General features: G+C 56.8%; 14 protein-coding genes. 4 read left to right on the top strand and 10 right to left on the bottom strand.

The window, feature by feature from the left end; translation table 11 throughout:
- Positions 1–379 precede the first annotated feature (379 nt).
- Together EQV93_RS02390 and glsA are read right to left on the bottom strand one after the other, a co-directional pair.
- Positions 380–1,966: an amino acid permease gene (locus EQV93_RS02390; protein ID WP_122785825.1), complete on the bottom strand. Its 1,587-nt coding sequence runs from the start codon at positions 1,964–1,966 to the stop codon at positions 380–382.
- Between the two features lie 15 nt (positions 1,967–1,981).
- The gene (gene glsA, locus EQV93_RS02385) at positions 1,982–2,935 is read right to left on the bottom strand and encodes a glutaminase A (protein ID WP_240890815.1); all 954 of its coding nucleotides are present in this window, start codon (positions 2,933–2,935) and stop codon (positions 1,982–1,984) included.
- A gap of 169 nt (positions 2,936–3,104) precedes the next feature.
- Between glsA and EQV93_RS02380 the strand changes: the two genes are divergently transcribed.
- Positions 3,105–4,502, top strand: a complete 1,398-nt coding sequence (locus tag EQV93_RS02380) for a glutamate decarboxylase (RefSeq protein WP_122785823.1) — start codon at positions 3,105–3,107, stop codon at positions 4,500–4,502.
- A gap of 46 nt (positions 4,503–4,548) precedes the next feature.
- On the opposite strand, the gene EQV93_RS02375 is transcribed toward EQV93_RS02380, so the two are convergent.
- From EQV93_RS02375 to EQV93_RS02340, 8 genes are all read right to left on the bottom strand, one after another.
- A complete protein-coding gene (locus EQV93_RS02375; protein WP_122785822.1) occupies positions 4,549–5,850 on the bottom strand; it encodes an NAD(P)/FAD-dependent oxidoreductase in 1,302 nt (433 codons plus the stop codon).
- Between the two features lie 66 nt (positions 5,851–5,916).
- Positions 5,917–6,090 (bottom strand): DUF3094 family protein, encoded by a 174-nt coding sequence (locus tag EQV93_RS02370; RefSeq protein ID WP_122785821.1) that lies wholly within the window; start codon positions 6,088–6,090, stop codon positions 5,917–5,919.
- 54 nt (positions 6,091–6,144) lie between these two features.
- Positions 6,145–6,672, bottom strand: coding sequence for an MOSC domain-containing protein (locus EQV93_RS02365; RefSeq protein WP_122785820.1), 528 nt, complete (start codon positions 6,670–6,672; stop codon positions 6,145–6,147).
- Entirely contained in the window at positions 6,669–7,298 is a 630-nt protein-coding gene (locus tag EQV93_RS02360; protein ID WP_146384323.1) for a DUF1780 domain-containing protein, read from the bottom strand. The genes EQV93_RS02365 and EQV93_RS02360 overlap by 4 nt, the downstream gene beginning before the upstream one ends.
- A gap of 84 nt (positions 7,299–7,382) precedes the next feature.
- On the bottom strand, positions 7,383–7,586 hold the full coding sequence (yacG, locus tag EQV93_RS02355) for a DNA gyrase inhibitor YacG (RefSeq protein WP_122785818.1): 204 nt from the start codon (positions 7,584–7,586) through the stop codon (positions 7,383–7,385).
- A complete protein-coding gene (gene coaE / locus EQV93_RS02350; RefSeq protein WP_240890814.1) occupies positions 7,583–8,206 on the bottom strand; it encodes a dephospho-CoA kinase in 624 nt (207 codons plus the stop codon). Before coaE ends, yacG begins: the two co-directional genes overlap by 4 nt.
- Before the next feature lies 1 nt (position 8,207).
- On the bottom strand, positions 8,208–9,068 hold the full coding sequence (locus EQV93_RS02345; RefSeq protein WP_122785816.1) for a prepilin peptidase: 861 nt from the start codon (positions 9,066–9,068) through the stop codon (positions 8,208–8,210).
- A 2-nt stretch (positions 9,069–9,070) separates the two neighbouring features.
- Positions 9,071–10,288, bottom strand: a complete 1,218-nt coding sequence (locus EQV93_RS02340; RefSeq protein ID WP_240890813.1) for a type II secretion system F family protein — start codon at positions 10,286–10,288, stop codon at positions 9,071–9,073.
- 220 nt (positions 10,289–10,508) lie between these two features.
- On the opposite strand from EQV93_RS02340, the gene EQV93_RS02335 reads away from it, so the two are divergent.
- The 3 genes from EQV93_RS02335 (at position 10,509) to EQV93_RS02325 (ending at position 13,033) form a co-directional block, all read left to right on the top strand.
- Positions 10,509–10,916, top strand: coding sequence for a pilin (locus tag EQV93_RS02335; RefSeq protein ID WP_122785814.1), 408 nt, complete (start codon positions 10,509–10,511; stop codon positions 10,914–10,916).
- A gap of 114 nt (positions 10,917–11,030) precedes the next feature.
- Complete coding sequence (locus EQV93_RS02330) at positions 11,031–12,527, top strand: DNA-3-methyladenine glycosylase 2 (protein WP_122785813.1); 1,497 nt, start codon at positions 11,031–11,033, stop codon at positions 12,525–12,527.
- Complete coding sequence (locus tag EQV93_RS02325; RefSeq protein ID WP_122785812.1) at positions 12,524–13,033, top strand: methylated-DNA--[protein]-cysteine S-methyltransferase; 510 nt, start codon at positions 12,524–12,526, stop codon at positions 13,031–13,033. Before EQV93_RS02330 ends, EQV93_RS02325 begins: the two co-directional genes overlap by 4 nt.
- Positions 13,034–13,051 lie beyond the last annotated feature (18 nt).

Raw genomic sequence — 13,051 nt, 5'->3', positions numbered from 1 at the left:
GACCCGAGGGTCTCCCACGCACAACCGCCATAAACAGATAGGCGGGCACAAAAAAGCGCCTGTCATCTGAATGGTGGGCGCTGTGCGCCTGTATGAACTCGGGCCGCTAAACCCGTTCGCTGATGAGCAGCGACGTCGGAAGGGTAACGCTGGGGTCATTAAAGTGCAACCGCGTGCTCGCGTGCCACAGCAACATCCCCTGCATTTGTAACGTGATCATTATTCCCAGCGACCACCGATAAGCCTCCGGATGAAAAACGGCTCTATCGAGAGCCGTATTCGCGTTACTCATAAAAAAAGCGTCCGTTGGGACGCTTTTTTTACACCTGTGTTAAACCCAGTCTGTGGTCACTGCCCCAGGCAGCGACCACGTGCCATCTCAGGTTGCCGCTGGAGCAGGGGGAGGGGTCGTTGATGTCGTGCTGTTGCTTGCGGCCGTCGCGGCAGCAGCCTTGTCGTCTGCATCTTGCAAGTCTTGCAGTGCTGCGGAGTACTGATCGGCTTCTGCCTTGGGCACCATCTGCCATGAAGGTTTGCGCACCGCATAGAAGATAAAGGGCGGTATCCCCGCGATGATCAGCCCGAGCAGTAATATCCCCGCGTATTCAAAGAACGGCATGCTGCTGAAACTGTTCGGTGGAATAAAGCCGAAGATCAGCGCCACGCAGGTCGAAAACAGACCCAGATAGCACCAGCCGTGCAGCCCTTTAAGCACATAACCGCGTTTGACGTTGGGCTGAGTTTTACGCAACTTCATGGCGGCCAGGAACATGAACACGTAAATGATCAGGTACATCAACGCGGCCATGGCGCTGATCATCCAGAAGGCATCGGATACGTTGTCGATAAAGATATAGATCGTTGAAAGCAGGGTGACGATGATGGCCTGCAAGTACAGGATGTTTTTCTGCACGCCCTTTTTGTTCACTTGCTGAAAGATGGGTGGAAGCATGCCGGCTTTACCGACGAACAGCAGGCCTGTTGATGGCCCCGCCGTCCAGGCCAGCACCCCGCCCAATGCACCGATAATCAGCAGGATAGCCAGAATGGGCGTTGCCCACGGTATGCCGAAACCTTCAAAAAAGGCCGAGTAAGCCTGAATGACGCCCGCGGTCAGGCTGGTCGAATCCGCCGGCACCACCAGCGAAATCGCCACGGTCGGTGGGATGAACACCAACAGAATCATGAAGAACGCCAACAGGATTGCGCGCGGCATTTCTTTTTGCGGGTTGCGCAGCTCACGGGCGTGAATAGCGTTCATTTCAATACCGGCGAACGCCAGGAAGTTGCTGACGATCAGCACCAGGCCGGTGATGGCTCCGGTAAATTCCTGCCAAAAGTCCGGGTGCAGATTATGAGCGCCCGCTTTTACTGTGGTGTGGGTGTCGAAAATGGCTGGAATCAGCGCGTCCCACGTCAAGGGTGTTGCCGATTTATGCCCCAGTACCAGCCAGGCCACGCCGAGCAGCACCAAGAGCGCAGCGGGTAAGGCCGTGCCCAGCAACATGAACCAGGAGGTCAATTTCGACAGGGCTGTCAGCCCGTTAAGCGCCACGAACGTTGATAGCCAATACAGGACGATGATCACCGCAGTGGTGAAAACCCCGCTCTTGGCCAGTTCAGGATTGATCAGGTAAGCCAGCGTGCTGGCGCCAAAGCCCAGGACGATGGGGTACCAGGTGACCACTTGTACCCACATGAACCACATGATGAAAAAGCCCGGTCGGTCGCCATATGCTTGGCGCACCCAGCCGTAAATCCCGCCGTTCCAACCTGTGCCCAGTTCAGAGGCAACCAGTGACACCGGAATGAAGAACAGCAGCGCCGGAATCACGTACAGAAATACCGAGCCCAAACCGTAGACCGCCATGCTCGGCAAGGAGCGGATGCTGGCAACCGCGGCAACCATCATGAAGCAGATGGTGAGCCACGACATGTATGTTTTAGCTTTACTGGTAGTAGCCATAAGTGTCTCGCTCCCTTACGCGAATTCGTGCAGCAGGCTCAGATTAAGCGTGCGGCTCAGGTGCTCGGCGGCTAGCTGGCCGCGCACGCTGTTACCCGCCACATCCAAAGGCGGGGCAAAGGCGGCAATGGCGCACACGCCCGGCACTACGGCCAGAATTCCACCGCCAACCCCGCTTTTACCCGGTAAGCCGACCTTGTAGTACCAGTCGCCCGTGGTGTCATACAGGCCATTCAAGGTCATCTCGGAAAGAATCGGTGCCACATTTTTAGCGGCCACAACACGCTTGCCCGTAATGGGGTTCACGCCGCCATTAGCCAGTGTCACGCCCATGGTCACGAGGTCATGGCAGGTAATCGAAACGGAGCATTGGCGGGTGTAAACGTCGCACACTTGCATGGGATCGGCGTGCATATAGCCATAGCTTTGCAACAGCCAGGCAATGCCGCGGTTGTGCTGATTGGTGTTGGCTTCCGATTGATAAACTTCTTCGTTGACGGACAATTCGCGCCCTGCGAAAGCGTTGTAGGTTGCTTGAATCTGATCCCAGCGATCTTTTGCCGTCTCGGCTTTGATCAGGCTGACAGTCGCCATCGCACCGGCGTTGACGAAGGGGTTCAGGGGGCGGCCTTTGTGCAGTTCCAGAGCAATGACCGAATTGAAGGGTTCGCCGGTCGGGTCGCAGCCGATCTTGCTGCGCAAGACTTGGGGCCCCACTTCATCCAGCACGTGGGCCAGCGTAAATACCTTGGAAATTGACTCAATGGCGAAGGCGTAATCGGTGTCGCCCACTTCGGCATGCGTGCCATCGCAAAACATGATGCTGATGCCAAACAGATTCGAAGGTACTGAGGCCAGATAGGGAATGTAACTGGCGTTTTTTCCATGATGGTTGCCGCTATAGCGCTGCAGCGCTTCGTCCAGTGCCTGCTTGACCTCGCTATTGAGGGTGGTGGGTCTTTGTTTCATGGTGCTCGCTCCGTGAGTACGTTGAAGACAAAAGACTATAGATCGGAAAATTCACATCGATCGATTATCGGACGGCATCCCTCAAAAGGTTGTCTATGCTGGCTGGGTCTGATCGAGCCTCAGTTGATTAAGGCACGCCCCGGTTGACCCATACTCAAGGAGAGATTAAATGGCCCTTCACCGTATCAAGAGCAATAAGGATATTGACCCTGTATTTGGTTCTTCCGCGCTGGCGCATGTTGCAGCGACCAAGCAATTTCCCGAGGCTGAGCAATCCCCCGGGGATGTGTTTCAGCTGGTTCATGATGAGTTGTATCTCGATGGCAACTCTCGGCAGAACCTCGCCACGTTTTGCCAAACGTGGGAAGAGGATGAAGTTCACAAACTGATGGACCTGTCGATCGACAAAAACATGATCGACAAGGACGAATACCCCCAGTCCGCCGAGCTGGAAAACCGTTGCATTCACATGCTGGCGGACCTATGGCACTCCCCGGAAGCTGCGACCACTATCGGCACATCAACCGTAGGCTCCAGTGAGGCTTGCATGCTCGGTGGTCTCGCTGCTCTGTGGCGCTGGCGTGCGGTACGCAAGGCGGCAGGCAAGCCTACGTCCACCCCGAACATGGTCTGTGGTCCGGTACAAGTTTGCTGGCACAAATTTGCCCGTTACTGGGATGTCGAAATTCGTGAAGTGCCGATGTCCGAAGGGCAGTGGTTTATGACGCCCGAAGACATGCTGTCGCGTGTTGATGAAAATACGATTGTGGTAGTACCAACGTTTGGGCAGACCTTCACCGGTCTCTATGAAACGGTAAAACCGCTTTCGGATGCGCTGGATGATCTGGACAAGCGCACTGGCTTGAGCGTTGATATTCACGTTGACGGTGCAAGTGGCGCGATGCTGGCTCCGTTTTGTGCACCTGATGTTCTTTGGGATTTCCGTGTCGCACGCGTCAAGTCCATCAGTACATCGGGGCACAAGTTTGGCTTGGCACCGCTGGGGGCAGGCTGGGTGATCTGGCGTGACGTCAAAGAGCTACCTGAAGGTTTGATCTTCCACGTGAATTACCTGGGCGGGGACATGCCAACCTTCGCCTTGAACTTCTCGCGTCCGGCGGGGCAAATCATTGCGCAGTACTACAATTTCTTGCGCCTGGGGCGTGAAGGTTACGAGCGAATTCATTCGGCGTGCTATGAGACGGCACAATTTCTGGCCAGCGAAGTGGTCAAGATCGGCCCGTTCGAAATGCTCTATGACGGCAATCCACAGTTGGGTATCCCCGCGCTCACATGGCGTTTGAAGCCGGGCGCGAAGGTGAGTTATTCGCTCTATGATCTGGCGGATCGGTTGCGTACGCGGGGTTGGTTGGTGCCGGCGTATAGCTTGCCAGCAAATGTCGAAAACGTCGTCGTGCAGCGGATTCTGGTCAAGCAAGGCCTGTCGATCGACATGGCCAAGTTGCTGCTGGCTGACTTCAAACGTGCGGTTGAGTTCTTCGATGAGCACCAGCCTCATGGCTTCAAAGGCCGTGAGGGCGAGGCGGGTAACCACACGGGTCGTTAGGTTCTGCGCCCCGCAAGCGCTTGCTCGCGGGGCCGAGGGTGGTTATTTAGTGCAGTTTCAGACGCGGCTCGGTGCCGCGTCCGATTCTGCTGCCAAGCATCAGCATCAACGTACGGAACGTGCCGTAAAGCGCCATCTGGTGCATGCGATACAGCGAGATATAGAACATTCGCGCCAACCAGCCTTCCAGCATGACGGTACCCATCAAGCTGCCCATCAAGTTACCCACCGCCGAAAAGCTCGACAGCGAAATCAGCGAACCATAATCGCGGTAGTGGTAGTCCGGTAATTGCGTTTTACCTTCCAGGCGCAGTTTCAACGACTTGGCCAGCAGCGACGCTTGCTGGTGAGCGGCTTGCGCGCGAGGAGGAACCATCTTGTCACTGCCCGGTTGCGGGCACGCCGCACAGTCGCCAAAGGCAAAGATGTTGTCATCGTGCGTCGTTTGCAGGGTAGGGCGCACGACCAATTGGTTAATGCGGTTGGTTTCCAGCCCGGCAATGTCTTTCAGAAAGCCCGGTGCCCGAATGCCTGCTGCCCATACTTTCAGGCTGGCAGGAATGACTTGGCCATCCTTGGTGATCAGGCTGTCAGCAGTCACTTCGCTCACGGCGGCGTTAGTCAGTACGGTGACGCCAAGTTTTTCCAGGGTTTTATGCACAGGCCCGCCAATACGTTCCGGCAGGGCAGGCAGCACCCGTGGACCGGCTTCGATCAGAGTGATGTGCATGTTTTCCGGCTTGATCCGATCCAGCCCGTAAGCCGCCAGCTCGTGCGCGGCATTGTGCAGTTCGGCGGCCAGTTCAACACCGGTTGCCCCGGCACCTACAATTGCGACGCTGATTTGCTCAACGGCATCGGTTTGCCCGGCGTGCGCGCGCAGGTAGTGATTAAGCAATTGTTGGTGAAACTTCTCTGCCTGTTTGCGGGTGTCGAGAAACAAACAGTGCTCCGCTGCGCCCTGGGTGCCGAAGTCGTTGGTGGTACTGCCCACGGCAATCACCAGCGTGTCGTAACTCAAGTCGCGCGCTGGCACCAATTCCTGACCGTTTTCGTCGAGGGTCGCCGACAATGAGATCTTTTTCCCATCGCGGTCCAGACCGCTCATGCGCCCCAGCTGGAACTCGAAGTGGTTCCATTTAGCTTGGGCGACATAGTTGAGCTCATCTTCAGAGGAGTTCAGCGAGCCAGCGGCGACTTCATGCAGCAACGGCTTCCAGATATGGGTCAGGTTGGCGTCGACCAGCGTGACGCTGGCTTTGCCGCGCTTACCCAGAGTCTTGCCCAGGCGGGTCGCCAACTCCAGGCCGCCGGCACCGCCGCCGACAATAACAATACGATGGGACATAGGTATCACTCACAAGGCTTGAAAAAAAATTCTGTGCCTGAGCAATCCGGGCGAGCGCTACGCAGCTCATAGCGCCAGATAACTCAGGAGGCGGCTCAAAAGGCCGAGGCCAATCACCACGATCACCACCACAGCAAGGAGCAGCCACGGCCTGAAAGGCCGGCGCTCAACTTGGTGTTGAGGAAGCAGCAGGTACTCTTCGACATGCTTTTGATCATCTGGGTTCAGGCGGCTGGACATATTTAAGGCCTCATCCGATAGACGTTGCAGGCGGTGTTAAAGCTACAGCAGTGATCAACCGGGATGAAATGAAGCATAGCCGTTGGGACCCAGCGGCTCGACACTTACTTGGTCGTCTAGACGAATGATGCCACTTTCAATTACCCGTGCCGTGATACCGCCATGGCCGCGTACTGCCTGAAACGTCCCCTCACCCAGCCGTTGCTCAAGCCGGGCGCAAGGTTGGCACCAGCCGGTCGTTTCGAAAATGGCCTGGCCAATCTTGAACCGTCGGCCTTTGAGGCTAAACAGGTTGATCCCGCTGATGACCAGATTGCGGCGCAAGTCTTGCGCCACAACCGGTTGATCGGGCGCCCGTCCCAGCAATGAGTTGATCACAGCCAGATGTTCCCACTGAATAAGTGTGACTTGTCGGGCATTGCGAGCGCCGGGTCGTGCATGGTCGCCGGTCAGTCCGGCTTCGCGCCGGGCTTCGACGGCATCGAGCACCAGCATTTCGGCACGAGATTCGGGGCGTACGCCAATCCAGCGTACGAGCCCGGTTTGCGGGACGTTCGCTATCAACTCTTGCAGAGGGCTCACAGACTGATACCCACATCAAAAATAATGCTGCGGCCCAGGTTGTTGCGTAGAAAATCGGGTGCATCCGGTTGCGCGAACAGCACACGGGCGAAGGTGGGGCCCACCAGTGACAAGGAGCGCCAGCCCATACGCAAATACTCGGTCGGCGGCGGGAAGTGGCTGTTGAGGTCCAGTACCTCGCGTTTGAGGCTGGAGAAGGCAATGATGTCCAGTTGCCCCAGATCGATATCACGCTCTAAATAGTTCTTGGCTTTTTTGTGCAGAGTCGGGCCCAGTCGTTGCAGCAGCTTGCTCGCGGGAATGCGTTTGGGCCGTGCTTCACGGCGTACCAGTTGGCTCAGGGAATATGCACTGCGTCGTCGTTGGAGCTCTTCGCGCCATTCGTCATTCAAGCGTCGACCTTCGTCGAGCACAAAAAACACTTCGAAACGCGCTTCGCCAAACAGCACATCCGGGGGTTCCTGGCTGGCGGGTGTGAAGTCTTCAGTGTGGTAGGGAACATTCAACCCCTGAAGCAGGCGCTGGCATACCCAGCGCTCACGCTCCCATTTGCGAGCATTGGATAAAAATGCATTGGCTTGTTCGGCCTGGATCGTGAGCAGGCGCAGATAATCTGAGTCGTCCATATACAGGCACCTTAGCGTTGAAACAGGGGTTACCGAGAGCCCGAAACGTGTTCGGGCTCGCAGCCGCTGCCCGGCGCTCCTCGTTTAATGCACTTGCTCAGGCAAGTCTTCAGAAAAAAGTTCATCTTCAGCATCCGGGCTAACCGGGATTTTGTGCTCTTCGCTGGCCCATGCACCCAGATCGATCAGTTTGCAGCGGTCTGAGCAAAATGGACGGAACGGGTTGGTGGGCTTCCATTCCAGGGCTGTGCCACAAGTCGGGCAGTCTACGGTCATAGGTTTGGTCATGGTTGGCCTCCGCGCAACGTTAAATAAAAATGATGCAGGCGCTCGACTTCTGTCTTGAGAGCCGCCAGGTCGCGGTCATTGGTGAGTATGTCGTCAGCGTGGCGAAGGCGATCTTCGCGGCTGGCTTGTGCCTTGAGAATGGCGTGTACCTGTTCTTCGCTGGTGTTGTCGCGTTTAAGCGTGCGCTGAATCTGCAACGCCTGCGGCACGTCGATCACCAGCACGCGTTGAGTCGTGGTGTGTTGCCCGGACTCGATCAATAACGGTGAAACCAGAATGGCGTAGGGCGATTGGGCCTGTGCCAGATTGTTGGCGATTTCTTCACGAATCAGCGGGTGCAGCAGGGCTTCGAGCCAGCGGCGTTGCTCCGGTTCGCTGAAAACAAGCGTGCGCAACGCACCGCGATTGAGTTGCCCATCGGCTTGCAGCACTTGCTCGCCGAAGTGCTCAGCAATTTTGCTCAGCGCCGGGCGCCCCGGTTCCACTACCCAGCGCGCCGCATGGTCGGCGTCAACCACGTGGACGCCCAGCGCCGCAAAATGCTCGGCGGCAGCACTTTTGCCGCTGCCGATGCCGCCAGTCAGGCCGAGAATCCAGGGGTGTGTAGAAGGGGTATTCATATCAACTCGAAAGCTGCCAATAGAAAGTGGTTATTTGATCACCCCAGAGCAATGCAATCCAGCCAGCAATTGCCAGGTAGGGGGCAAAGGGGATCTGAGTAGAGGCTTGCGTGCGGCGCAAGGCCAACATCAACACGCCAACCACCGCGCCCGATAGCGAGGCGAGCAGCAGGGTTAACGGTAGCACCGCGATGCCGCCCCACGCGCCAATCATGGCCAGTAATTTGAAGTCGCCATAGCCCAGACCGTCCTTGCCGGTCAGCAGTTTGAAGACCCAAAAGATCGACCACAGGCAGGCATAGCCCAATGCGGCGGCCCAAACCGCCTGCGACAGGCTGGTAAAGGTGTCGAAACTGTTGAGCAGCAAGCCCAGCCACAGTAGGGGCAACACCAGCACATCAGGAACGATCATATGCTCCAGATCGATCAGGCAAATGGCGATCAACCCCCAGGTCAGCACGAGCATCCAGCCCGCTTGCGCACTGACGCCAAAATGCCAGGCGATAAAGGCTGACAATAATCCACAGGCCAGCTCGGTCAGCGGGTAACGCGGGCTAATGGCTTTCTTGCATTGCGCGCACTTGCCGCGCAGGAACAGGTAACTGATCAGCGGGATGTTTTCCCATGCACGCAGGCGGTGTTGGCAATGGGGGCAATGAGAGTGGGGCAGCAACAAGTTATACACAGGGCCTTTGTCGGGCGCGGGCAGAGACAGCAACTCGCGGGCTTGCGCTTGCCAATCGTGCTCAAGCATCTTGGGCAGGCGCCACACCAGCACATTGAGAAAGCTGCCTACCAGTAATCCAAGTACAAGTGCGCTGGCAATGAAGAGGTCGGTGTAACGGGTGAACAGGTCGATCATGCTCAAATTACTTGGCCTAGTTTGAATATAGGTAGATACATGGCGATTACCAGACCGCCTACCATGACGCCCAAAACCAGCATGATGGCTGGCTCCATCAAGGTTGTCAGGCTATCGGTCAATGTGTCGACCTCGTTCTCATAATAGGTGGCCAGATGGTCAAGCATGCTTTCCAGTGTGCCGGATTCTTCGCCTATAGCTGTCATCTGAATCGCCATGCCGGGAAATACGCCGGTAGCGGCCATGGCGACATGGATCTGCGACCCTGTTGCCACCTGATGTTTAAGCTTTAGCACGGCGTCTTTATAAACGTTGTTGCCTGTGGTGCCGGCGACAGCATTTAGCGCCTCCAGCAAGGGCACCCCGGCGGCAATGGTCGTTGCGAGTGTGCGGGCGAAGCGGGCTATGGCCGACACGTGCAGCAGGTTACCCATAACGGGCATTTTTAGTAGCCATTTATCAATGTTTTGACGTAACAACTCAGAGTGTTTGTACCGATAGTGCAGGCCCGCAACCACAAGGCTCACCGCTGACACCAACCCTATTGCGTGGTCTTGAAGCACCTGCGATAACGCGATGACCCACAGGGTGAGCGCTGGAAGTTGAGCGTCAAACGAACTGAACACACGTTGAAATTGCGGTACGACTTCGAGCAGTAAAATCCCGCAGACCATCACTGCCACCACCAGTACGGCGATAGGGTAGGTCATGGCTTTCTGTATTTTCTTTTTCAGTGCCTGGGTTTTTTCTTTATAGGTTGCTATGCGTTCCAGCAGTACATCCAAAGCGCCTGCCTGTTCGCCGGCATCAATCAAATTGCAAAAAAGAGCGTCGAAATGTGCCGGTTTTTTACGTAATGCATTGGCCAGGCTGGTGCCTGCGCAGATGTCCTGTTTCAGGTCGATCACCAGTTCACGCATGGCGGGCAACTCAACTCCCTCTGCAATCACGTCCAATGCTTGTATCAGTGAAATGCCTGCTTTGATCAACGAGGCCAGTTGGCGTGTGAACAGCATGATATCCAACCCTTTGATGGATTGAACGCCGAGTCGTCCGCGATGGGTTTTACGTCGAATGTGACATGCGGTAATACCTTGGCGGCGCAGCAGAACGCGTATCATCGCCTGACTTTCGGCGCTTGTTTCCCCCTTGGTTTTGGCCCCCGCGAGGTCTGTTCCTTCCCACTGATACAGACGGGTCTTAACGGGTTGTGTAGGCATGCGGCTGGTCCTTGTGGCGCTGATGGCTCGTGCGAGCGCTGAACCAAAAGACTAGGTGCCGTTCATGCCAGGCCGTCCATGGGAGCGTGTCCAAAGGTGTCAGCGGAGCGGTTGTGGAGCATCGGCGGGCTAACCTTGATAGCCTGTGCGCCATTTTTGGCGGCTCAGAACGGCTATGGCATTTGGCCAAGGTGCCGCGTCTTTATTTTGGAGATGACTTGTGAAACAACAAAAAGGCTTCACCCTGATCGAATTGATGATCGTGGTAGCGATTATTGGTCTGATCGCCTCGTTTGCATTGCCCGCGTACACCGAGCACACCATGAAGGCCCGGTTCGCAGAAGTGAACGCCATTAGCAACACCTACAAAACCGCGGTAGCACTGTGCTACAGCGAGAGCAATGATTTGACGGTATGCGATGCAGGCAGCCATGGCATTCCTGGGCCGGCCGATGCGACGGATAACCTGGCTGCTGGCATGACGGTGATTGATGGCGTGATTACCCTGACCGGCACTCAGGCTGCGGGTGGCTGGACCAGCGTGCTGGCGCCTGCGTTAAGTGAATCGGGCAGCACCCTGGTGTGGACACAAAGCGGTACGTGTCTGGAAAAAGGAGCGTGCAAGTAAGCCTCGCACCGGTGCGTATTTAATTTAGAGGGAGCCTTAAGCGCCCGCAAAACGGCAACATCCACGTCCGAAAATGGCGAGATTCGGCCCATTGCCAGTGCTATCGTGCAGGCTATGAACACATCCGACAGTCTTAGTGTACCCAGCACCGCCGCCTGTGAAATCGCGCGTCTGAGCCGCGATTCGCGGTTCGACGGGGTGTTTTTTACAGCGGTGCTGAGTACGCGCATCTACTGCCGCCCGGTCTGTCCGGCGCGCGCGCCCAAAGCTGAAAACGTGGTGTATTACCCCAGTGCTGCGGCGGCTCAAGCCGAGGGTTTTCGCCCTTGTTTGCGTTGCCGCCCGGAGCTGGCACCGGGTAATCCCTTCTGGCAGCAGGGTGAGCATTTAGTGGCCCGAGCATTGAAACTGATCAATGAAGGTTTTTTGGCTGACCACTCGCTGGAGAGGCTGGCTGAGCGCTTGCATGTCAGCGCCCGACAAGTACGCAGGTTGTTCGTGCAGTATTTGGGCGCACCACCGATGGCGGTGCACGCCACTCAGCGATTGCTTTTTGCCAAGCAACTGTTGACCGAAACCCCTATGTCGATCACTGAAGTGGCGATGGCTTCAGGTTTTGGCAGCCTGCGGCGTTTCAATGCAGCCTTTGCCGAGGCCAATCACGTGCAGCCCAGAGCTTTCAGGCGCAGCCCAAAAGCGCGGGCGGACAATGCATTGGTGCTGCGCCTGAGTTATCGCCCGCCTTATGATTTCGCGGCGCTGCTGGGGTTTCTACGCAACCGTGCCTTACCTGGCATTGAACAGGTGGATGAGCACAGCTATCAACGGGTCATTGGCACGGGCGATGCCCCTGGCTGGTTGCGGATCAGCGCGTGGCCCGGTGAGCAGCATGCGTTGCAATTGGAACTGTTGAATGTGGCACCGAGCCAAATGCTGGGCGTGGTTTCACGGGTTCGGCGGATGTTTGATCTGGACGCTGATCCGCTCGCCATTGCTCAAACGTTAAGTGCCAGCCCACTGCTGGCGCCGATAATGGCCCGCTATCCGGGCCTGCGGCTGCCGGGCGGTTGGGACGGTTTTGAAGTGGCCGTGCGGGCGGTATTGGGCCAGCAAGTCAGCGTGGCCGCCGCGCGTACCTTGGCCAGTCGCATTGTGCAGCGCTATGGAGTGGTGATTGAATCCCCCTCCGGAACCCGCCTTGAGAGGTTGTTTCCTGGCCCTGCACAACTGGCCGACGCGGATCTGGGGCAGATGGGGATTACTCAGGCACGTATCGATACGATCAAAGGTATTGCGCGTGCTCTGGTGGAAGGTCGTGTTGACTTTGCCCTTGAGCAACCTTTACCCACTTTTATTGAGCGCTGGGTGCAATTACCGGGCATTGGCCCATGGACGGCTCATTACATCGCCATGCGCGTGCTTAAACACCCGGATGCTTTTCCCGCAGCAGATTTGATTTTGCGGCGCGAGGCCAACCCTCACGGCGCACCCTTGACGACCCAAGCGTTGCAATCGCTGGCCGAAAGCTGGCGCCCGTGGCGGGCCTATTCCGTCATGTATTTATGGCGCGCTGCCACAGACTCGGCGGCAGCCCGCAAGGAGGGAGCATGAGCCTTATTTATTACGATCAAATGCCTTCACCTATCGGCCCTCTTTTTTTGGTTGCCGATGATGAAGGACTGCGAGAGGTGCGTTTCGAGTTTGAAAAGCGTCCGCACGAGCCGCTGGACGGTTGGGTGCATTCAGCGCAACAGCTGGCGCAAGTTCGTCACCAGCTTGAAGCGTATTTTTCGGGAGAGCGACAGACTTTTGATCTGCCGCTCAAGCCGCAGGGCACTGATTTCCAGCAGTCGGTATGGCAGGCGCTGACGACCATTGCATACGGGACAACGGCCAGCTATGGGCAGATTTCGCAACAGCTTGATCGCCCCAAAGCCTCACGGGCGGTGGGCGCTGCCAACGGACGCAACCCAATCCCGATCATCATCCCGTGTCATCGTGTGATTGGTAGCAACGGCAGCCTGACCGGGTTTGCTGGTGGGCTGGCTGCCAAACAGTGGTTGTTGGGGTTTGAAGCAGCGGCAAGCTTTAAGCTGCAAGCTCCAGGTAAAAGCTGAAACCCGCCTGTAGCTTGC

The sequence above is a fragment of the Pseudomonas sp. TMW22091 genome (assembly GCF_022496705.1).
In the GTDB taxonomy this organism is placed as follows: domain Bacteria; phylum Pseudomonadota; class Gammaproteobacteria; order Pseudomonadales; family Pseudomonadaceae; genus Aquipseudomonas; species Aquipseudomonas saxonica.
The sequence above is the reverse complement of the archived record's forward strand: the minus strand, read 5'-3'. Positions and strand labels throughout refer to the sequence as shown.